The organism is Lysinibacillus sp. FN11, assembly GCF_024628845.1.
In the GTDB taxonomy this organism is placed as follows: Bacteria; Bacillota; Bacilli; order Bacillales_A; family Planococcaceae; genus Lysinibacillus; species Lysinibacillus capsici.
On sequence record NZ_CP102383.1, the window covers coordinates 4,646,217 to 4,667,624 of the forward strand.

17 protein-coding genes, 1 pseudogene and 1 other annotated feature are annotated in these 21,408 nt (G+C 36.0%); of the genes and pseudogenes, 7 read left to right on the forward strand and 11 right to left on the reverse strand.

The window, feature by feature from the left end; all coding sequences use genetic code 11:
- Positions 1-4 precede the first annotated feature (4 nt).
- Entirely contained in the window at positions 5-964 is a 960-nt protein-coding gene (locus NP781_RS24270; RefSeq protein WP_255601754.1) for a methyl-accepting chemotaxis protein, read from the forward strand.
- 96 nt (positions 965-1,060) lie between these two features.
- Here NP781_RS24270 and NP781_RS24275 read toward each other — a convergent pair whose 3' ends face one another.
- Together NP781_RS24275 and NP781_RS24280 are read right to left on the reverse strand one after the other, a co-directional pair.
- Positions 1,061-2,557, reverse strand: coding sequence for an alanine/glycine:cation symporter family protein (locus tag NP781_RS24275; protein WP_221683387.1), 1,497 nt, complete (start codon positions 2,555-2,557; stop codon positions 1,061-1,063).
- A gap of 100 nt (positions 2,558-2,657) precedes the next feature.
- Positions 2,658-4,262 (reverse strand): M20/M25/M40 family metallo-hydrolase, encoded by a 1,605-nt coding sequence (locus NP781_RS24280; RefSeq protein WP_257521017.1) that lies wholly within the window; start codon positions 4,260-4,262, stop codon positions 2,658-2,660.
- A 437-nt stretch (positions 4,263-4,699) separates the two neighbouring features.
- On the opposite strand from NP781_RS24280, the gene NP781_RS24285 reads away from it, so the two are divergent.
- On the forward strand, positions 4,700-5,428 hold the full coding sequence (locus NP781_RS24285; RefSeq protein WP_257521018.1) for an IclR family transcriptional regulator: 729 nt from the start codon (positions 4,700-4,702) through the stop codon (positions 5,426-5,428).
- A gap of 97 nt (positions 5,429-5,525) precedes the next feature.
- Here NP781_RS24285 and NP781_RS24290 read toward each other — a convergent pair whose 3' ends face one another.
- Positions 5,526-6,770, reverse strand: a complete 1,245-nt coding sequence (locus tag NP781_RS24290) for an MFS transporter (protein ID WP_221678996.1) — start codon at positions 6,768-6,770, stop codon at positions 5,526-5,528.
- A 66-nt stretch (positions 6,771-6,836) separates the two neighbouring features.
- Positions 6,837-7,101: a binding site (T-box leader), on the reverse strand.
- A 52-nt stretch (positions 7,102-7,153) separates the two neighbouring features.
- Positions 7,154-7,777, reverse strand: coding sequence for a hypothetical protein (locus tag NP781_RS24295; protein ID WP_221678997.1), 624 nt, complete (start codon positions 7,775-7,777; stop codon positions 7,154-7,156).
- A gap of 64 nt (positions 7,778-7,841) precedes the next feature.
- On the opposite strand from NP781_RS24295, the gene NP781_RS24300 reads away from it, so the two are divergent.
- Entirely contained in the window at positions 7,842-8,810 is a 969-nt protein-coding gene (locus NP781_RS24300) for a quinone oxidoreductase family protein (RefSeq protein WP_221678998.1), read from the forward strand.
- A 332-nt stretch (positions 8,811-9,142) separates the two neighbouring features.
- On the opposite strand, the pseudogene NP781_RS24305 reads toward NP781_RS24300, so the two are convergent.
- The 3 genes and pseudogenes from NP781_RS24305 to NP781_RS24315 form a co-directional block, all read right to left on the reverse strand.
- Positions 9,143-10,365: pseudogene (locus NP781_RS24305) on the reverse strand (IS110 family transposase).
- 248 nt (positions 10,366-10,613) lie between these two features.
- A complete protein-coding gene (locus NP781_RS24310) occupies positions 10,614-11,420 on the reverse strand; it encodes an EcsC family protein (RefSeq protein ID WP_257521019.1) in 807 nt (268 codons plus the stop codon).
- A 105-nt stretch (positions 11,421-11,525) separates the two neighbouring features.
- On the reverse strand, positions 11,526-12,887 hold the full coding sequence (locus NP781_RS24315; protein WP_257521020.1) for a MocR-like pyridoxine biosynthesis transcription factor PdxR: 1,362 nt from the start codon (positions 12,885-12,887) through the stop codon (positions 11,526-11,528).
- Between the two features lie 98 nt (positions 12,888-12,985).
- Between NP781_RS24315 and NP781_RS24320 the strand changes: the two genes are divergently transcribed.
- Both NP781_RS24320 and NP781_RS24325 read left to right on the forward strand, forming a co-directional pair.
- Positions 12,986-13,570 (forward strand): GNAT family N-acetyltransferase, encoded by a 585-nt coding sequence (locus NP781_RS24320; RefSeq protein ID WP_257521021.1) that lies wholly within the window; start codon positions 12,986-12,988, stop codon positions 13,568-13,570.
- Positions 13,571-13,688: 118 nt separating this feature from the next.
- Positions 13,689-14,861, forward strand: coding sequence for an L-aspartate--L-methionine ligase LdmS (locus NP781_RS24325; protein WP_257521022.1), 1,173 nt, complete (start codon positions 13,689-13,691; stop codon positions 14,859-14,861).
- Here NP781_RS24325 and NP781_RS24330 read toward each other — a convergent pair.
- The 4 genes from NP781_RS24330 to NP781_RS24345 all read right to left on the reverse strand — a co-directional run bounded on the left by NP781_RS24330 (position 14,858) and on the right by NP781_RS24345 (position 18,103).
- Positions 14,858-15,565, reverse strand: a complete 708-nt coding sequence (locus NP781_RS24330; protein WP_221679004.1) for an ABC transporter permease — start codon at positions 15,563-15,565, stop codon at positions 14,858-14,860. The genes NP781_RS24325 and NP781_RS24330 overlap by 4 nt on opposite strands.
- Positions 15,562-16,410, reverse strand: a complete 849-nt coding sequence (locus NP781_RS24335; RefSeq protein ID WP_221679006.1) for an ABC transporter ATP-binding protein — start codon at positions 16,408-16,410, stop codon at positions 15,562-15,564. The genes NP781_RS24330 and NP781_RS24335 overlap by 4 nt, the downstream gene beginning before the upstream one ends.
- Before the next feature lie 146 nt (positions 16,411-16,556).
- Entirely contained in the window at positions 16,557-17,513 is a 957-nt protein-coding gene (locus tag NP781_RS24340) for a LytTR family transcriptional regulator DNA-binding domain-containing protein (protein ID WP_257521023.1), read from the reverse strand.
- A gap of 2 nt (positions 17,514-17,515) precedes the next feature.
- On the reverse strand, positions 17,516-18,103 hold the full coding sequence (locus tag NP781_RS24345) for a dienelactone hydrolase family protein (protein WP_221679010.1): 588 nt from the start codon (positions 18,101-18,103) through the stop codon (positions 17,516-17,518).
- A gap of 278 nt (positions 18,104-18,381) precedes the next feature.
- Here NP781_RS24345 and NP781_RS24350 point away from each other — a divergent pair, with 278 nt between their 5' ends.
- Together NP781_RS24350 and NP781_RS24355 are read left to right on the forward strand one after the other, a co-directional pair.
- The gene (locus NP781_RS24350) at positions 18,382-19,431 is read left to right on the forward strand and encodes an NAD(P)/FAD-dependent oxidoreductase (RefSeq protein WP_221679013.1); all 1,050 of its coding nucleotides are present in this window, start codon (positions 18,382-18,384) and stop codon (positions 19,429-19,431) included.
- A gap of 449 nt (positions 19,432-19,880) precedes the next feature.
- On the forward strand, positions 19,881-21,395 hold the full coding sequence (locus tag NP781_RS24355; protein WP_255600290.1) for a DEAD/DEAH box helicase: 1,515 nt from the start codon (positions 19,881-19,883) through the stop codon (positions 21,393-21,395).
- The last annotated feature ends 13 nt before the right edge of the window (positions 21,396-21,408 follow it).

Sequence of the window (21,408 nt, forward strand, 5' to 3'; positions counted from 1 at the left end):
GGTGATGGCTGTGTTAACAATGTTTCAATCAAAAAAAGTAGATATAGAGCAATTTAAGGCTAAAATTGATGAACTGAATGCAAAGCTGGATAAGAAAGATCATGAATTTCAAATTTTTTTAAATGAGTTACATAAGGAAATCATTGAAACTATTGAACAACATAACAAGGTAAATGACCAGCATACTATTTTAGGAGAAATGGTCGCAAATATTGTAGGAGAGTTTAATAAAGTGGAGGATAGCACAATTCAATCCAATAAAATTTCTGAAAATGCCCTAGATAAAGGCGATTTATTAATCTCTTCCTCGGATCAAATGATGACATTATCGGTTGAAAGTAAGCAGGCTGTTCAGGAGGTAGAGCATTTGATTGATGCGTTAGGAGAGCAGTCTCAAAAAACATCTTTAAGCATGAGTAATTTAAGTGAGCGCTCAAAGCAAATAGCGGAAATTGTTAATGTTATTGGAGAAATATCAAATCAAACCAATTTACTAGCTTTGAATGCATCTATTGAGGCAGCAAGAGCAGGGGAGCATGGTAAAGGCTTTTCGGTTGTTGCCGAGGAAGTTCGCAAATTAGCTGAAAATACGAAAACAAGCACAGAAGATATTGCTAATTTAACAAAGAAAATAGAAGAACAAATTGGACTTGCTTACGAGGATAATAAAAATAATATGCAGCTAGTAACGGAAGGCATTGATAAAAGTGCTAAAACATCAGTAAAAATTGATCAATTGCTGCATATTATGACAAATGTTCAAACGGGAATAAATGAGCTATTAGCTTCAATTAAAGAGCAGAAGCTATCAAACGAAGACGTTATGCATAAATTTAATAGGACGACAGCCTTATTTGATGAAACAAATCGCGTTCTAACAAGCCATATTGATGAATCAGAAATGGTAACAAAAAAATTATTAGAGGCAGTTGATCAAGTAAAGCATTTCCCAACTGAAAGATAGATAATCTAACTTGAATTCTATGGAAATCTAAAAAGCAAGAACCCTGCATAGCTGCAACTTTTCAACTTCTTAGTGACTACTACAGGGTTCATTTAATTATTTCAAGTCGCCAACTTTTTCTTTTAATGCGGCTAATTGATCTGGATAGTTTTTTTCAGTGATTTCATTCCACAATTCTGCATCTTTAATTCCACATCTTTCGGGAATAAAGACTGGGTCAAGACCCAACTTCTTCTGCTCTTCATAGTCTCTTAATGTAGCTAAACCTGGCTTTGTTAATAAGATAATAGCAATTAGGTTTAACCATGCAAGTGTACCTACACCGATATCAGCAAGATTCCAAGCAGTTGATGAGGAACGAATTGTTCCAAAAAAGATTGAGATAACTAGTAGTACTTTTACGACAATAGCAATAGTAGCAAAGTTTTTATTGTTTCTAAATAAGTAAGCAACATTACTTTCCGTGTATACCCCAAAAGCAAGCATAGTAGTTATTGCAAAGAAAAATACAGCGACAGCCACGAAAGGACTTCCTAAACCAGGAATGAATGAGTTAATTGCTTCTTGTGCGAATGCCGTACCTGCTTCAACTCCTGGTAGATTTTCAACCAAAAATCCCCCATTAGGATGGGCAATATTGTAACTGCCTGTGGAGATGATCATAATGGCTGTAGCTGTACATACAAGTAGTGTATCAACATAGACCGAGAATGCTTGGACAAGCCCTTGTTTAGCAGGATGAGATACTTCTGCGGTACCAGCTGCCTGTGCTCCAGTACCTTGACCTGCTTCATTTGAATAAGCCCCTCTTTTTACACCCCACATAATTGCATTTCCAAAAACAGCACCGAATGCAGCATTTAAATTAAAGGCAGAGCTGAAAATTAAAGCAAATATTGCAGGTACATCTTTTATATTGATAAATAAAATAATGAATGCAAGAAGTATGTAAGCAGTTGCCATAAACGGTACAGCATATTCAGCAACTTTTCCAACCCTTTTAATACCGCCAAAAATAGCAAATCCAAATATTGCGGAAACAATAATACCTGTAATTATTGGTGAAATCCCGAAGGCATTTTTTGTAGAATCAGCAATATTAAAGGCTTGAACACCTGAACCAGTGAAACCAGTTGCTATAATAGTAGCGATAGCAAATAATATAGCAAATGGCTTATTTTTCAAACCCTTTTCAATATAGTATGCGGGTCCTCCACGATACTCTCCTGCGATTTCTTGTTTCCAAACCTGGGCTAACGAGGACTCAATATAGGCAGCACCAGCTCCTAAAAAGGCTATGACCCACATCCAAAAGATAGCCCCTGGTCCTCCAAAATAAATTGCTGTAGCTACACCAGCGATATTCCCAATACCGACACGTCCACCTAATGCCATTGCAAAGCTTTGAAAAGATGAAACGCCATTTGCCGAAGTTTTTCTATTAAATAATTGTTTAATCATATCTTTGAAGAGACGTAGCTGTGGAAACTTCATAATAAGCGAAAAGTAAACGCCAGCTCCTAAGCAAAGATAAACTAATGCATTACTCCAGATAATCCCTGCTATTTTACCTGTTAAAGCGGCAAAATCCATATAACAACCTCTTTCTATTTTGTACTGTGTCATCTTAGATTATTAGGTAACAATTTAAATGAGAGGATATGAAAGCTATTTTGAATGAAGTTTCTTTTACTTAAAATAAACTTTTAATCAATGTATCAATCATAATAGGCATCTCTTTAAACGCACTATCCACATGTAATCGCTCTGTTTTTTGATGGGCATCCTTACCAAATGGGCCGACATTTAAGACAGGACCTTGTAATGCCGCCATCTCTTTGAATGGAATATGATACGTATCGCCCCATACGGGTGTGTTCCGCTCAAATGCTAGCCACTCATTAGATGCATCTGAATAGTTGACATAGCTTAAATCACAAATTCCGTTAAAGTAGTGGATCTGCTCCACCTCAATATCAAATGTTTGAGCTGTTTGCTTCATTAATTCAATCGACTGTTTCACTAATGGATGGTTGGATGAATTAATGGCTGGATAGTAAGGTGGCGCATATAACAGGACTGTGGCAGGTGCTAATTCCTGACAGCGAATCATGAGCTGATCCACAATACGAATCGATTTTTCACGATCATCCCATGCAGGATGCTGCTGAACCTGCTGCTTAATCGCTTGTACTTCCTCAGCCCCTAATTTACGGATCGCATGCTCCAATAATGCCTCGTAGCGTAAGACCTTTACCTTGCCCACACCCTGAACATTTTCTCGTGTACAAATGTCCTGATAGTGCGCATTGCAAGCAGCCATTGCCTGTAACGCAACTTCCTCAAAAATAGCCATTACCTCAGCCGCTGTCCGTTTTAACAAAAAGACATTGTAAAGTGCCGCCGCACGGTATGGTGTTTGTGTAGAATACTCCATTTTTAAATCTTTTAATTGTAGAGAAACGGGTAGTGGTGTGCTTTCACCTAAATCTGTTTCACGGAAAAGGGGATTCCACTCCATATGCTGTGTCATATAGGAAGCGATAAAGGTAGCTGTCATCCCTTTTAATGGCTCACCGACATGTGTCTCTTTTCCGTAGAACAAAGCAGCAGGCATGATTTTACCAATTGTACCTGAATAAATATATTCATTCGTATCCGAAGGCCCTTGTGAAAACGATGGCTCACTATTTAAAAATAATTTATAAGTTAAACCATGCTGTTCCCGCAGTCTCACGAGTTCCACAACAGCCGCTCTCATACCAGCAGAGTTGACTTCCTCATCAGGGACCGTTGTTAAAATCAAATTAATCGGCCATTGCTCTAAGCTTGCCTTTTCGATCAACTGCATGTGTAAGGCAAGACCCATTTTCATATCCATTGTGCCGCGACCAAATAAATAATTCCCAGATGCCAAATCAATGCGAGCTGCCTCTGGTAAATCTTTTAGGTATTTAGGTTCCATTAGCTTTTTCGTTAGTTCTTCTGGATAAAAGGCTAACGGCTCTAGTTCACCATATTCCTCCGTATGCACGGTATCGAAGTGACTGATTAACACAACAGTTTCTGTTGCCGTGGGATGCTTATAGAAGGCTGTCACTGCATTTCTGCCAAGCCCTGCATCATGTAATTCAATCAAGTCTGGATGCTTTTCAAAGTATGGAAGCGTTAACAATTTATCTTTTAAGCGAAAGGCAAATTTATTTTCGCCCGCCGTTAATGTTCGGCTTTCCCAGCTCACAAGTTCACATAATAGGGCACGTAGTTTTTCAGGTGTATCCCACATAAAAGTATTCATAATTTTTGCTCCTTTTGATAGTAAAGTATTTTATTTTTCAAGATGATGTAAATAGATAATTAGAAGAGAAATACATATTTTTATCGTTATTTATTTTTCACTATATGAAATTTAATCTACATAGTGGAATATAAATTCATCGTAAATGCAAAACAACAAATTGTCAATTTGAATTTTTGTGAATACTCGTAATTTTCCACACTAATTGAGTGGAACTATGTATATATTTCATGTAGCATCTATTTATATGCATAAAAATTAGTTAAAATAAAATGAAACTATATTCAAAAGCGGGCTACATGTAAAAAATTGAAGGTACATAAAAATTTGATAATTTGCATGAATTTTAATTTCATAATGATCCTAGTTAAAGTTAACTGGATCTATAAAAACCTTAAGATAGTGATCATATGGGGAAATGAAAGGGAGTAATTGTAATGATTCAATCAATCGAAAGAGCTATGTTAGTTATAAATATATTGGCGAAGCATCCGAAGCGTTTTTTTACTGTGCAAGAAATTTTTAATGAAACAGACTTGCCTACTAGCACAATTTACAGATTACTATATACATTAGAAAGTTTTGATTTAGTAGAGAGAAATGAGAATAAAAAAGAATTTCGATTAGGGTATACATGGTTGCAACTTGGCATGAAAATGTATCATGAGACGGATATTAGAGAAAAAGCACATCCTCTATTAGAAAACCTTGCATATAATGTTCGCGAAACAATCTATTTAAGTATTGCGAAACAGTTTGCATCCATTATTATTGATCGAATTGATAGTCCTAAAAATGTCCGTATTATTGATATGATTGGTGAAAAAATCCCGTATCCTATAGGAGCTCCAAATAAAGTATTGCTTGCGTTTTCTAAAAGCGATGTACAGCAACAATTTTTCCAACAACTTGAGGAGCCTGAGAAAGAAAAATTGATAGAGAGCCTCAATGATGTAAGAGAAAAAGGCATTGCCATAAGCGTTGGAGAAAAAACAAAGGGGACAGTATCCATAGCAGCTCCTATATTTGATTCAAATAAACAAATAATTGCAGCCATTAGTGCAGAGTGCTTTGAATATGATACAGATGCTGAAAAATTAGAAAATATAACACAGGAAGTCATTAAAACGGCACAGCAACTATCCTATGAATTAGGATATATATAAAAATTATTTCCTTCGATAAAAAACCATCTAGTGTCAAAAAATAGTGGACATTAGATGGTTGATTTTTTATGAAAAGTGAGATAATACAGTTTTTTAATTACTGTTGCTTGCTACTCATGAACCTTTGATAATAGTGGCCTTTCGTAGGTTTTATATTTAGCCATAGTAGAATAATAGCTACAAATACCATCATAAAGGATGCGCTAACGACAACTGATCGTATAGTTATCCATTCAGCAAAAATCCCAAAAATAGCAGTAAAAATAATAATAAAAAGGGCTTCAAAAAATCCATAAATACTTCCTATTCTACCCATGCTCTCAGAAGGAATATTATTTTGATAAAATGTATAAAATCCTGTATTCGCAAAGGCAGTAGCAAAGGATAATACAAAGCAACCTAAAGCAGCTATAAGAAAGGAAAAGGCGGATGTAAATATTAAATAGCCCAATGCTGTTACGAGAGACCCCATACCTATTAACCAAGAAGTTGGTATTTTTTCAACAATAACAGAGTTGGTTAGCGAGCCAATTAAAACACCTACCCCTGCGATACTGACTAAAATACCATATTCTCCTTCGGATAAAGCTAATATTTGTGTTGCAAAGGCAGCCTCCAAAGAATCAGTAGCTGTCATCAAGATGATGATAGCACTAAACAACAAATAGACAACCATCACATAGGAATTTTTTAAGCTAAAGCGTATGACCATCTGCCAATCCTGAAGCAATACGCGATAAAAGGATGTTTTTTCTGTACGGTTAACAAATTTTTCAAGGGCTTCAATATTTGGCATTTTGAACGTTATACAGGCTGATAGAAATAAAGCAATCGCGTTTAAATATATGGCCATATGGGGTGTTCCGACTGTGAATAAGAAACCTGCGATTGCTGGCCCAGTTAGAAATGCACCAGAGTCAAGTAAGCTGCGTAATGAATTAAAGCGTTTCCTTTGATCGATAGGAATTAACTTAGTGATATAAGTCATAGATGTCGGCTGATACATAGAGCTAGCTGCTGTAATGAGAAAAACAAGGACATACATCCACAAGAGGCTTGTAAAGCAGGGGAGTATGACAATGAGTATAGATTGAATCATATTTAGAATAATCATTAGCTTTTTCTTATTAAAACGATCGATTAGGCTCCCTGACCAAAAATTAGTGAACAAGGAAGAGATCGCTCTTACAATATACAATCCAGAGACAGCCAGAGCAGATTCTGTGAGGTTTAACACAATTAAATTTAAGGCGATAAAATAAATCCATTCGCCAACACTGGAAACACCAATACTACATAATAGAATGGCAGGATAGCGCCAGCTTTCTAAAGCTTTTCTCATATAAATTCCTCCTTAAGCAAAGTGACGATTTGCAAAATAAAAAACCCCACCCCCAAGACGATTAGTCTTAGGGACGAGGTTGTAGAATTTATATACTCACGTGGTGCCACCCTAGTTCACTATTATGTCACCATAATAGCCTTTTCAGTACGGCATAAAGCCTATGCTTATACTGTAACTCTATAACGGGAGTTCCCGTCGCACCATCATTCAAACAAAATCCAATGCGCTACTCCGAGGCTTGTTTCAATAATTCGTTCTTACTCGTTTTCAGCAATCCGAGCTCTCTTGGAAGAACAGCCTTATTTACTCTTCTCTTCAATGTATTTTCGCTAGTGTAACATATGTACATAATTCTGGTAAATAGTACTATAAAAATTTAACTAATTATTTTGTAGAAAGATTTTTAATTGTGTTATAAGCGACTGGCAAAGCTGTATGGATAAAACAGCATTCAAAGGATTTTCAAGTGAATGATTAAGGTCCTCCAAAACGGCAAGCTGAAGGGTAGCAAGTTGGGCTAGCTTCTCCTGTGAATAATGAGGGTCAGCTGTACCAATTGCCAAAAATGCATGCTTGTCTAATAGATTTATCATTGTATGTTGAAGAGAAAGTAATGGGGTGAAAAGTACATAACGAGCAGGGATAGAAGAGGTCTGCTGCATATAATAATCGACAATAGGCATAGTACCTAGAGATTTTCCTAGATAAACGACTTCTCTATAAGGCTTTGATTGCAAGCTGTTCTCTACAATCGGGTTGGCAACACGATAGACCATTTTTGATATGGCTTGGGAGTCCTGTTCGAATTGCTGTTGCTCAAATGTATAATTGATTTGGACGACATCATAGCCAAGTTCTAGCATTAATGCTGTAGAATAATAAAGTATAGGTTTATCATAGGTATAGCCCGTGCCAGAGAGCATAAAGCATATCTTATCGCTTTTTCTATCAAAAAAGTTGTAGGATATACCATTATACATGGCTTGCTTAGGTTTGATTTTCATGAATATTCCTCCATCATTTCTATATATAGTATATAATTTTACTATAGCAAGGAGGGAGAAATTTATGAAGGCTATTATTATCAATGAATTTGGTACATCTGATGTTTTAACATTTATTGATTGTCCAAAACCGATTATTTCTGAGGGAGAAGTCTTAATACGGACAACCTATACAAGCGTAAATTTCGCAGATCTTAAAAATCGCACAGGTAATAAAGCTAAAGCAAATTTTCCGATGGTTCTTGGTTTAGATGTTGCAGGGGTGATTGAAGAAGTTTTTAATGATAGCAGTGGTTTTCAAAAGGGTGACCAAGTTATCGCCTTCCCGAAAAACGGTGCTTATGCAGAATTTGTTGTAGCAAAGGAACAACTAGTTTTTAAAATTCCTAGTGGTTTACCAATCGAGAAGGTAGCAGCTGTACCGACTGTTTTATTTTTATCATATATGTTAACACATCAAATAGCAGCAATTGGTCAGCAGGATGCTGTCTTAATTCATGCTGCTTCTGGTGGGGTAGGGACAATGCTTGTCCAAATGGCAAAAAGGCTTGGAGCTAAACAGATTATAGGTACGGTAAGTAATTTAGAAAAAGCCCCAATCGTTTACCAGCTTGGTGCGGATCATGTACTTACATATGATCAATTTAGTACAAATGTCAATGAACTTACAATGGGTCGGGGTGTTGAAATTGTGTACGATTCCATTGCAGGAGCTATCACCGAGGAGAGTTTAAATTGCTTAGCGCCTTATGGCACTCTTGTCCAATTCGGGAATAGTGGAGGCAGAGCAGGAAATATAAAAACAGCAGATTTACACAGTAGCTGCCGTAATATAAAAGGATTTAGCTTAGGTACGACAAGAGCTTTGAAGCCAGAGCTGTTACAACATGTTGCACAAGATATTTTCTCTTTAGTAAAAGAAGAAAATTTTCAGGTGCCAATTGCTAAAGTATTTGCCTTAGAGGAAATGAAAAAGGCTCATGAATTTATGGAAAGTCGTCAGCACCAAGGAAAGATACTTATTAAAATATAAAAGCACAAAGAGGCTGGGACAAAAAGAAAAAATGTTAGACCAAGATATCATTGGTCTAACATTTTTTTGATTTAGGAAGGCATATTTAACTGCTTGAAGTGGAAAAGTTAATATTCATTTTTATTGTTTTTCAATATAATCGAGTTATGTCCCAGCCTCTTTTTCTTACGATTAGTCAACCATATTTAAAGAATAATTTATATTTTTATGAGAGAGTGAAATGGTGAAGAATATCCTCCACCACTTCACTCTCATTTTTTAGATACGCCAAAAAGACCTGACGATTTTTATTTTTTTCGAAAGGTCATTATGATATAGTTCTATGTAGGTGATTACGATTTCTGAGCTGGTAGTGCGGACTCATAATCGTAAAGAATGCCACGCATCAGTAACTGAAATGTCACTTTCAGAAACTTATTGATGCAGGCGATGATCGCAACCTTATGAGGCTTCCTCTGAGGTTGCTTTTTTAATTTGTAGTAATAGTCCACAAAATGATTCGGTTTTCCTTTAGCCATAAGCATGGCACACACCATAAAATATAAAATCTTTCGTAAATGTTTGTTTCCTCGTTTATTAATCCTGTCCCGATATTGCGTATTTCCAGACTGGTACCGCATAATATCAATGCCTGCGTAAGCGTTCAGTTGTTTCGCATTTTGAAAGCGATGGATGTCACCAATCTCTCCAATTAATCGGCACGCCGTTGAATCGCCAATCCCAGGAATCGAACGAAATACTAAATATTCTTTTCGTCCTTCAGACAATTCCACCATCTGTTTCACAAGTGTATCTTTCTTCTCTAATAAATCCGCAATGCGAGCTGCGTAATCTCGTGCTTGATTACAACGAATATCTGTGGGTTTAATCGCGGGGTAACTATTTTCAGCTGCTTCTAATAATGTAATAGCTTTAGCCTCCGCACGCATTAGCGAGAGTTTTTTTCGCGTATTGGCCTTTAAACGATTTTTAATCATCGTTTTTGAATGGGCTTGTAAAAGTGCGGGGTGTGGATAGAGTTGTACAATATTTAAAAATAGTGCTGAACCTGGTGTAATCAGCTTTTCTAATTCTGGAAAACTCAGCTGTAAAATAGCATGCATTCTACTTTTGAGTAAAATGATTTCTTCATCAATTTCATCGTATAACGAGTCAATGCACGCATCTGTTCATAATATTCATCTTGTATGTACGTTATTTCGCGTTCCATTTTGAAATGAGTCTTCGCAAGTTCATGGGCATCACTAATATCGGTTTTATAACGACGCATCGAAGCCATCTGTAAATTCGCTTCAAGTGGATTCATGCGGCAGTATGCATAGCCGTAATCTTTGAAAAATGCTTCGATAGGTTTTGAATAGGTGCCTGTTGCTTCAAATACGATAGCTGGTGCTTGTCCATCTTGCTTTGACATCTCTACTATTCGTTCGTGTAATCGCTCGAAATCACCCCGTGTATGAAGTAACACACCTTCAAATTCACATTGGCGATGACCATCATAAATCGCAACGGTACTTTTTCCTTTACTGACATCTAATGCAATAACGTGTTTCATCTCATGCTTCTCCTTGTGACCAATCATAGAAGTCTTCACAGTACCTTATCGATTCCACTTTCTTATACACGATCTCTTTGGACCCAACATACTAAGCTGATTCATATAAGGGCGTGAAGTTAGCCGGTTTTATATACGGACTCACAAAGGGTCCCAGAGGCTGGTCGACTTTTCTTCACTTCTACTATAAAAAAATAGTAGCACAAACCATGGCCTTGGTTTGTACTACTAATGTTAGTATGTTTTGATTAACCATCTAGGTCAGTAAGTTTTTCATAAATACGTCTTTTACGATAAAGCATAATACCAGTTTCGGCTACATCCTGAATCATGCCTTTATTAGCATAGGCTCCAAAAACCATCCCTGCAATAGGGATCATTTGAAACAGCTTTTTCCAGCCTAGCTGATCACGATATGTGTAAAATACTTCCTGCCATCCTTGAAGCTGAGAAATCATGTTATCTGAAGCCTTTTTTGAGCTATTCATAGTAGAAAGCTCCTGTAAGATTGCTTCTTTACCAACAATATCAGCAGAGGTAAATTGTAGACATTTTACAATAAAAATACGTTCCATTTTATCGTTCGGATCATAGCCATGAATAATTGCTATTTCTTGCAAAGTTTTTAGTGCAGTCCCTAAAATCATTGGAATATCAATAGCTAAAGTAAAGATGCCACCAAAGCCAGTAGAGGCTCCTTGTACAGTAGCAAATTTCACACGTTCATTTTGTAATTTATCACTGAGGGAGATCATGTCCTCTAAAGGAATCTGACCAATATCAGATATAGTTATAATATGCTGTGTGGAAGAATGGTCACGAATTTTTTGTATCATGGCTTGTTCATTGATTAAATACTTTCCACCTGACTGAATATAATTGCCTAGTTCATCTACCAACAAGGCAATTTTATTTTGAAGAAAGGCAGGTGTCATTTTATCTAATAATTTAAATGGTATTCTACCTAATTTCTCCCAAAACCATAAATCTTTTTGATCTTTTTCCCACACCTGAATCTCTTGTAAATGCTGCTCTAATAATTCTCGATTCTCCATTATTGTCTTATCCCCTTATGTGTCCATTTAACTTTAAATACGTAAAAAACTATATAAAGTTTCGCTTTATTTAAATGAGATTTCGACAAACTAATGAATCACATGCTATTGCCAAACGGACGCAAGGAGTTCAATTCCTTCATTTATTTGCTGAAGTGTCAGTCCACCATACCCTATAATGATCATTGTTTCTTTTGTTCCATTCTGATAGGAGGTAGAGCATGGATAGACTTGAATCCCTACCTCTTGAGCAAGCTGGATCGCTCTACTCTCGGTAAGATGTTGTGGTAGTTTGATGACTATATGAAGTCCAGATTTTTCACCGATTACTTGAAATTCATTTGAAAAATTTGTAGAGATGGCAGTCAATAATGCTTGCAGCTTTTTACGATAGATTGTTCGCATTTTTGCCAAATGCTTATCGAATAGACCTTGTGCAAGAAAGTCTGCTAAGACAAGCTGATCTACTTTGGAGACAACCGATTTTTGCTCAGAATGAAAAGTCATAAACGGCACTACTAGAGACTTTGGAAGGATCATATAACTAATGCGTAATGATGGAAGCAATGTTTTCGAAAATGTTCCGAAATAAATGACACGCTGAAGCTGATCCATTTTTGCTAAAGACGGGATTGGTAGCCCCTTATAACGAAATTCAGAATCATAATCATCTTCAATAATAAGACCCGCGTTCGAGTTAGCCCATTGTAACAATGCCACTCTTCTTTCTATGGTCATAATCATGCCTAATGGAAATTGATGAGCTGGTGTTGTGTATAACATGTGAATCGGTGTTGAAGGGAGTGTAACCCCTGAATAGTCCACAGGAATCGCCTCTGTGGATAATCCACATTGCTGTAAAACGGCACGCACTCTTTTAAATCCTGGCTCCTCTAATCCAACGCGTGTCGCAGACCCAAGAAAATGACAAAGAGCCTGAAGCTGACTTTGTGTACCACTATAAATAAATACTTGTGAAGCATCACAACTAACCCCACGAGAACGCCCTACATAGCGGGCAATCTCTGTGCGTAAAGATGTCTCTCCCTCCCAAGGGCTTGTTGATAAGTTGTAACTATTAAAATGCTTTTTTATAAGCTTGTGCCAAGCAGCATAGGGAAAAGCCTCGTTGTCCACATGTCCATTTGTAAAATCAAATTGTATATTGTTAGGGATATTGATACTTGGAACAGATACATGCTGGGGTATTTGCTCTAGCCAATCAAATTCAAAGGGCGCAATAAAATAACCAGAACGCTCTTTACTATAAATATAGCCTTCTGCAAGTAACTGCTCATAGGCTTCCTTTATGGTGTGTACACTCACATTTAATGTTAGGGCGAGAGCTCGCTTAGAAGGCAGTTGTTCATGAGCAAGTAATTTTTTAGTGATAATAGCATGCTTTATTTGTTCATAGATTTCAATGTATTTCGCTAGATTGCCTGTAAATATAATGGAAAGCTCCACATAATTGCCTCCTCCTCTGGTATGGTTCATTTTTTAGTAATTGGTTATATATATCATATCAATTTTACCTTTAAATAAGTAAAAAGGAGTGAAGTGTAATGGAATTTATAACATTAGAAAATGAAGTGGTTAAACTAAAACCTTTAGAATTAAGCGATTTACCTGGGATTTTAGAGACAGGAAGTTATCCAGAAATTTGGTCACATATGTCCACAACGATAGAAAAAAAGGAGGATGTGAATAAATTTGTGGAAAACGCATTAAAGGCAAAAAACGAAAAAACAGAATTTCCATTTGTGATTGTGGATAAACAATCAGGGGACATTATCGGGTCTACACGTTTTATGGATATTGATGACAGGCATCAGCGATTAGAAATTGGCTATACATGGCTAACACCCGCATACTGGCGTACAGCTATTAATACTAATTGTAAGTACTTGCTATTTCGATTCTCTTTTGAACATCTTCATTTACAACGTGTACAAATAAAAACAGATCATGATAATATCCGTTCTCAAAAGGCAATTGAGCGAATTGGTGCTACAAAAGAGGGAATATTGCGTAACCATATGATTCGCAAGGATGGGACAACTAGGCATACTGTTATGTATAGCATCACAAAAGAAGAATGGCCACAGGTGAAAAAGCATTTAGAAAGGCTATTAGTTCAATTAGGATAGTTGTAGGTATAAAAAGGGATTTATATAATCCATAAAACCTTTTTTTCTTATAAAAAGTGTCAAAAAATAAAGGGGAGGGTAGAGTAGAGTACCGAAAAATTGAAAGAGGGTAATCTACTTGAAACCTAAATACACGTTAAGACAAATTTATGGTGATAATGCTGTGTATACACCAAGAACACCGTATAGTGATAATCCGTGGATGATGGATGATCCTCATAAGCTAGATGCTTTAACCTCAAGAGAAGTTGCTATTGCTGATATCCCCGTGCTAGTACATCGAGCAACACAAACAGAAAAGGCGCAAGAGCTTCATCAATTAGCAGGATTACCATGGGTCGAACAGCCTTATAGTTATGAGACTCAAGAGGAATATCTGGCACAGATCCAAACTTGGTGTAAGGAGGGGAAAACCATTGTATGTCAATATATACATGACCTGGAGCATATGGATCGTCAATGTTATTGGATGGATGCGGAGAAATTTAATGAGTTGAATACAAAAGCTTATATTGATCATTTAATTGATAGCAAATATGTACCAAGTCGTCTAAATGTGGAGACGTATAGACTTTCAGATGCCATTAAAAATTGGCAGCCCCCTGTAGTATTAAAGCCTGGTGATGATTCGCCAACTTCGGGAGGATATGGCGTTACCATTTGTCATAATAAAGATGAGTTGACGGAGGGTTTACGACAATTTCGCATGACTGGAACTGAAAGTATAATTATTGAAGAGCTTTTACAGACAAAGGACAACTATAGCTGTCAATTTGTTTACTCAGAGGAGCTAGGTATTCAATACTTAGGAGCTTCCCAGCAAATTACGGATGATAAAGGGATTTACGAAGGGAATATCATTGTAGATAAAGTACCCGAAAAAGTAATTGAAGTAGGAAAGCATATTATGGAACGTGGCGTTGAGGAAGGCTTTGTCGGTGTGGCAGGCTTTGATTTGATTGTCACGGAAGCTGGTGATGTTCAAGCGATAGACTTAAATTTCCGCCAAAATGGTTCAACCTCTATGCTGATGTTTCATGATGCTTTAGGAAAGCCCATCAATAAATTTAGCTCCTATTCATCACAAAGCCCACAACAGAATGATCACTTCTATCAAACAATTAAGAAATATATAGAGCAGGGGATGTTATTTCCTTTATCTTTCTATGATGGTGATTATTTCAAGGATTCCGTCCCTTCAAGATTTGTTGGTGTATGGTATGCAGATACGCTAGAAGAAATTGAAAATCGAGAGAAAGAATTATTATCTGAAGAAAAGAATGGTCTTTAATCGACCATTCTTTTTTTATAGAAAATTGCTGCTAAAAACCAAGAAATAAGAGACCAAGCTATAATCGTCACCATAGGAATGATCATATCTGTCATGGAGTACTTTCCTTCTAATGCTTCTGCTAAAAGTAATAATTGAGAGCTTGGTAGCCACTCTGCAATTTTTAGAAAAGGGTAGGTAGATGCTAAAGTCAGTGCAAGTGGACCGAAGGAGAAAATAAAGATAACAGGTAAAACGATAATTGAGCCTTCCATAATAGACTTGGCAAATAGTCCACATATTGTTCCAAGTGCAATATAAAATACAGTAGATAATAATAAGGCTATAGATAAGATAACAAGATTGGCAGGTGTGTACCCAACAAGAAAGATAGAAAGTGCGAGTACAACAACGGTCACGATGAGAACAAATAAACTTTTGCCAATTAGAATATCTCCAAGTGAAGCAGGGGAAAGCATAAGGCTGCGTAATGTATTCTTTTCTTTTTCCTCTGCGATTAAACAGCATTGTATATAAGTTGTTACCATAGAAAACGTTATATTAATGGGTAGGAAATAAGCATCGATAGTAGCTGCTCCTGATTTGTTGTATAAAAATGCCAAAATTAGTGGTAGAAGTATCATTGTTGATACGGCATAGTTACGAGAAAATTCTTTATAATCTTTCACTAATATAGCTTGAATGCGTGTCATTGAAATGTTCATACTAAATCACTCCCTGTTATTTGCATAAAAATATCACCCAATGTTGGCTCATTTGTATTAATTCTTGTCACTTCATTGGAATGCATCCATTGATACAGCTTCTCTGCATCTTGTGCACCATTTTGTATAATTTCTTGCATACCATTTTTGAGTTCAACCGTTATGGAATCAGTACCAAATTCCTTTTTTAAGTCCTTTGGTGCACCTATTGCTCGGATTTTCCCCCTATGAAGGAATGCTACACGGTCACAAAGTATCTCTGCTTCGCTCATATCATGAGTAGTTAAAAATATCGTCGTACCCAAGTCATTTAATCTTCGTAAGCCATTATAAATATGCTGCGTATTCACAGGGTCCAAAGCAGAAGTAGGCTCATCTAAAAATAACAGTTCGGGCTTGTGCATAATGGCACGTGCAAGTGTAACACGTTGAATCATTCCTTTGGAAAGCTGACTGATCTTCTTTTTACGTTCTGCATATAAATTTACAAATTCTAAAGCTTCTTTTACAGCAGAATGAGATAGTTGATATAAATTACTATAAAGTAATAAATTCTCTTCAATAGATAGTCTTGTATACAAGCCGCTATTATCTGTTAAAATTCCAAAACGTTTACGGTTTTGACTTTGCTTCATTATAGATGCTGGTTGTCCAAATAACAGAACCTTGCCTTCCGATTTATCAGTTTGTGCTGTTAATATTTTAATAGTAGTTGTTTTACCAGAACCACTTGGCCCTAGAAAGCCGAATATTTCCCCTTTTTTAATGGTAAAAGAAACATCTTGTAATGCTGTTTCATTATTAAATGTTTTTTTTAAGTTTTGTACTTCAATCACTGCATTCATGTGTAAACCTCCTGTTTGTTGTTGATGTCTACACTATAAACAACAAGTAAAAGGGGTACAGTAAAAATTGGGTGAATGGCAGAAAAAAAAGCATGAGAAGAACAATATTGAAGGTGACAGGAGTCGTTTATTTCCTGGGAAATCTACTAAATTCCGAGTATTTCCTTTAAGGTTGCAAGTTTATTTTTCGACAATGGAACAACTGTCTTTTCTGTACTGTTGAGTGCTAAGCTATAGCTATTGCGTGTCCAAGTAATAATCTCTCGAACCTTTTGTAGATTAACAATATAAGAACGGTGACTTCTAAAAAAGCCGAATGGTGTCAATTTTTGCTCCAGCTCGTTTAGTGATAGAGTACATGGATAGGCTTCACCAGCTACATAAATGGACACTTCTCCTTCTACGCTTTCGATATAATCTATTTCTGGTGGATTAAATAAAATAATTTTATCATTTTTCTTTGTTGGGATTTTATCTAGTCGAATTGGTGCATTTTCAAGAGGCCTTGGAGCTTGTTCAAGGCTACCCTCTTTTACATCTAAAGCATGTAAGGCTGCCCCATCTAATCGATATATAGTGGTACTTGAAACCATTAAATCTTCGAGATTATTTGATAATAAAATAATAATTTTACGCTCTTTTGAGAGATTTTTTAATAATTGTTGGATAGTTTGCTTCGAAAATTCATCTATATTTTGAAAGGGTTCCTCTATAATTTGAATAGATGTCGGATGTAGGTACATATTCAATAGCTTTAATCGCTGTTTTTCGCTATTAGAAAGCTTACTAATTCTATTATTATTTTGTTCAGTAAGCTTAAAAAGCTTCAATATATTCTCTGTTTCATTAGCTGGGCGGTTAAAAAGCTTTAAAATGAATTGGATATATTCGCGAGCTGTTAGTCGCTCATATAATGCGCTTTCACGAAAAGAAGTATAAGTATCATCTCGTTTCATAAACCATTGCATTAATGTATGTATTTTGGAAACATCTGTATAGATGCCTATAATCATGCCAGATTGTAGAGAAAGATGGAAGCTTGGATAAATAACATTGCCTGCTTCAATATATGGATCAACCTGAATATCAATATTTTGTTCCATGTTCATTCCTCCTGAATTTTGCTAGTTTGTAAAAAGTATTTGATATCAGTGTGTGCTTGTGAGTGACTCATTTGACAATAATTTGCGTTAGAGGCATCCATAAAGCCATGTAAGCCTTGATATTGTTTGATCTGAACATTCGGTATGCTTGCAAGTGTATCCTTCAATGATTGAACATCAAAGCTATCTTCATGGCTAGGTAAAACAACCAAAGTTGGACAAGATGGAATGTGATCAAGGTATTGGCGGATCCGTGAGCCATACACACAAATGACACGGTATAGGGGGAGTGTAGTTAATCTCCAGGCTAAAGTTGCACCTACACTATATCCAATTAGTATTACCTCGTTGTAATTTTCACAAGCCTCCAATATTTTTTGTGAAAGCAACTCAAGAGGAGCATCAAAGCCAACTGTCTGTAAGAAAAAGTCATAGGCTTGTTTTTCCTGCTCATATGGAAAGGAAAGCCCTGCTGGATAAAGTGAAATAAGGGAAACGGCAGTGTCCTCATTGCCGTATACTTGTATTTGTTCTTCAATAAAATGATTAACTCCATAGATTTCATGTAATATAAAAATTTTTCTTTTCATTGTGCCCTCTAATATCTTTTTTCCAATAGTGTATCAAAAAGTAAGTAAAACGTATAATCTGCTTTTAGAATGAACAGTAAATGGTGACCACATCTGTTATTAATATCACGATTTGTTATAATTTTATTTGATAATGATTATCATTATCGTATAATAGAGTTAAGGAGGATTTTCCAAAGCAATATTTACATTTAGACATTTACGATTGAGCTGTCATGCAGTTTAGAGTTAGTCCAATTGTTGAGATAGTAATGACCAAATGAAAGGTGTGTTAGGAATTGTTAGAACAAGAATTGTATGATGTAACCATTATTGGTGGTGGGCCAGCGGGTTTATATTCAAGCTTTTATTGTGGTTTACGTGAAATGAAAACCAAGCTAATTGAATCACAACCACAGCTAGGCGGTAAAATTCATGTTTATCCAGAGAAAATGATTTGGGATGTTGGAGGTGTAACGCCTATTTCAGGGGGACAACTAATTAAACAATTAGTTGAGCAAGCCTTAACCTTTAATCCTTCTATTTATACAAATGAAAAAGTGCTGTCCATTACTAAAAATGAAGATGGCATTTTTGTCATTGCAGCAGAGTCAGGGAATATTCATTATTCCAAAACGGTTATCGTTGCTATTGGTGGTGGCATTCTAAATCCTCAAAAAATTGAAATTGAGGGGGCTGAACGCTTTGAAGTATCTAATTTAAATTACACAATTAAATCCTATGAAAAATTTAAAGATAAGGCAGTTATTATTTCTGGTGGTGGCAACACAGCGGTAGACTGGGCATTAGAATTAACGGAGGTGGCATCCAAGGTCTATTTAACTTATCGAAAAGATACATTGTCTGCACATGAGGCTCAAATTACAGAGCTTGCAAATAGTTTGATCGAATGCCATTTCAATTCTGAAATTACTAAGCTGATTGCAGATGATCAAGCAGGAATGATTAAAGCTATTGCTTTAACAAATCATGAAACAGGGACTGTAACAGAAATTCCTATTGATGAAGTTGTTATTAGTCATGGGTATGTGCGTGATAAAGAATTGTTAGATAATAGTCCATTAGCCATTGAGCGCAAAAATGATTATTTTATCGCTGGTACGATTAATAGTGAATCATCGATCCCAGGCCTTTATGCTGCTGGTGATATTTTGAGCCATGATGGTAAAATTCATTTAATTGCAGCAGCCTTTCATGATGCACTTCATGCAGTGAATAGTGCGAAGAAGTATATTCAACCTGATGCTTCTGAGGGAGGTATTGTTTCCTCACATAATGACATTTTCAAACAACGTAATCGTAAACTATTACAGGAAAGTTTAAAATAATCATTTTTAGGAGCACTAATATATTGTTGGTGTTCCTTTCTTTTTGTCTTGATGTATATATTTTAGAAGAAATACTTCTGATGGACTGTCAATATAAAAAAGTAAACATATCGCTGATTATGGAGTATATATAAGAAAATTATACAGAGAATATGATTGTCATGGATATCGCGAAACATTTTTATAAAGAACCTATTTATTTGAGAAAAAAATGAGTGTTCGTCAAATGCTTATCTCACGGATGTGATTAATCAAAAATCTAAAATATACCTGAGAAAATCTCATTTATCCATTAAAGAATTTGCTGAAAAATCTCCAAGACGCTTCCGTAAATATATGAATTATCAAATACCTAATGAAAAATAACTTTCATTAGGTGTTTTTCATCTAGAAAGAACATAGCTTTTCCTTTTTTGGACACCCTAAACTAGAAAAAATGACATGGGGTGATGATCATGAAAATAGAAAGGTCGTCCGAGTGGGAAGAGGGCTTTATCGATCGATTAAATCATCTTGAAAAATGGGATAGCTGGACATTGTACAAGATGAACTATGATATTGTGAAAATGAAACTAATTCCTGATTTTACAGGATTGCAGGCTACAAAGTATTTACCTAATTTACAACCTTTGAAACACCAGTTAGAAGCAGCCGAAACAGTTATTGAACGTATGAATGGGAAAGCTATTTTAGCTGATGAGGTGGGGCTAGGTAAAACAATTGAAGCGGGCTTAATCTTAAAGGAATACCTTATTAGAGGGCTTGTGAAAAGAGCATTAATTTTGGCACCTGCTTCTTTAATTAATCAGTGGATTGAAGAGCTAAACATAAAATTTCATATTCCTGCCGTTGCATATAAAAAAAATTGCCCGATAGAGCGCTATGATGTCCTCATTATGAGTATGGATACGGCAAAAAAGAGTCCACATAGAGAGCGCATTTATGAGCAGGATTATGACATGATAATTATTGATGAGGCACATAAATTAAAAAATAATAAAACACAAATTTACGAGTTTGTACAAGGCTTAAAGAAAAAGTTCTGCTTATTATTAACTGCCACACCTATTCAAAATGATATCTTTGAATTGTATTATTTAATCTCCTTATTAAAGCCTGGACATCTAGGTAACTATGACGCCTTCCAATCGGCTTTCTCTGCTAGCAAGCATGATTTAGAACATGATGATTATTTAAAAGAGTTGGTTAATCAGGTAATGGTCAGAAATCGTAGGGAAGATACGGGGATTGATTGGACAAATCGTCGTGTTCAAATTGTACCGATTACATTTACGAACGAAGAAAGAGAAGTTTACGAAATGCTTGGCAACCTTCAAAACACAGGGTCATTTTCATTAATTACGTTGCAAAAAGAAATGTGTAGTAGTAAGGAAGCTACAGCCTTAACATTAACGAATATGCTAGAGGATCATGTGCAACCACAAGAAATTGAAGCGATTATTACTAAATTAATGACCTTGGAAGTGAATTCAAAGGCGGAAAAGACATTGGAAATTGTTAAGCAAGCGAATGACAAGGTTATTATTTTTACAGAATATCGTGCTACGCAAATATATTTGCAATGGTACTTACATTCTAATGGCATATCAAGCGTGCTGTTTAATGGTAAATTTAATAAAAGTAAACGAGATTATATGAAGCACCTATTTAAAGAAAGAGCCCAGGTGCTCATCGCTACCGAGGCAGGAGGAGAGGGGATAAACCTTCAATTTTGTCATCATGTGATTAACTATGATTTACCTTGGAATCCAATGAAGCTAGAGCAACGTATTGGTCGTGTCCATCGTTTGGGACAGGAGCATGATGTCCATATTTATAACCTTGCCATTGAACATACAATTGAAGAGAAAATCTTGGAATTGCTTCATACAAAGATTGATGTGTTCGAGAAGGTGGTTGGCGATTTAGATGCTATTTTAACAAACTTTAAAGAATCTGTATAAGGTAGGTGCAGCT

Coding starts and splice junctions, on each gene's coding strand:
- NP781_RS24295 (WP_221678997.1), bottom strand. CDS start 7,777: ATGAAAATCAAACCTAAGCAAGCCATGTATAATGGTATATCCTACAAC.
- NP781_RS24345 (WP_221679010.1), bottom strand. CDS start 18,103: ATGAAAAGAAAAATTTTTATATTACATGAAATCTATGGAGTTAATCAT.
- NP781_RS24290 (WP_221678996.1), bottom strand. CDS start 6,770: ATGAGAAAAGCTTTAGAAAGCTGGCGCTATCCTGCCATTCTATTATGT.
- NP781_RS24320 (WP_257521021.1), top strand. CDS start 12,986: ATGGAATTTATAACATTAGAAAATGAAGTGGTTAAACTAAAACCTTTA.
- NP781_RS24270 (WP_255601754.1), top strand. CDS start 5: ATGGCTGTGTTAACAATGTTTCAATCAAAAAAAGTAGATATAGAGCAA.
- NP781_RS24340 (WP_257521023.1), bottom strand. CDS start 17,513: ATGGAACAAAATATTGATATTCAGGTTGATCCATATATTGAAGCAGGC.
- NP781_RS24285 (WP_257521018.1), top strand. CDS start 4,700: ATGATTCAATCAATCGAAAGAGCTATGTTAGTTATAAATATATTGGCG.
- NP781_RS24335 (WP_221679006.1), bottom strand. CDS start 16,410: ATGAATGCAGTGATTGAAGTACAAAACTTAAAAAAAACATTTAATAAT.
- NP781_RS24330 (WP_221679004.1), bottom strand. CDS start 15,565: ATGAACATTTCAATGACACGCATTCAAGCTATATTAGTGAAAGATTAT.
- NP781_RS24280 (WP_257521017.1), bottom strand. CDS start 4,262: ATGAATACTTTTATGTGGGATACACCTGAAAAACTACGTGCCCTATTA.
- NP781_RS24355 (WP_255600290.1), top strand. CDS start 19,881: ATGATCATGAAAATAGAAAGGTCGTCCGAGTGGGAAGAGGGCTTTATC.
- NP781_RS24300 (WP_221678998.1), top strand. CDS start 7,842: ATGAAGGCTATTATTATCAATGAATTTGGTACATCTGATGTTTTAACA.
- NP781_RS24275 (WP_221683387.1), bottom strand. CDS start 2,557: ATGGATTTTGCCGCTTTAACAGGTAAAATAGCAGGGATTATCTGGAGT.
- NP781_RS24310 (WP_257521019.1), bottom strand. CDS start 11,420: ATGGAGAATCGAGAATTATTAGAGCAGCATTTACAAGAGATTCAGGTG.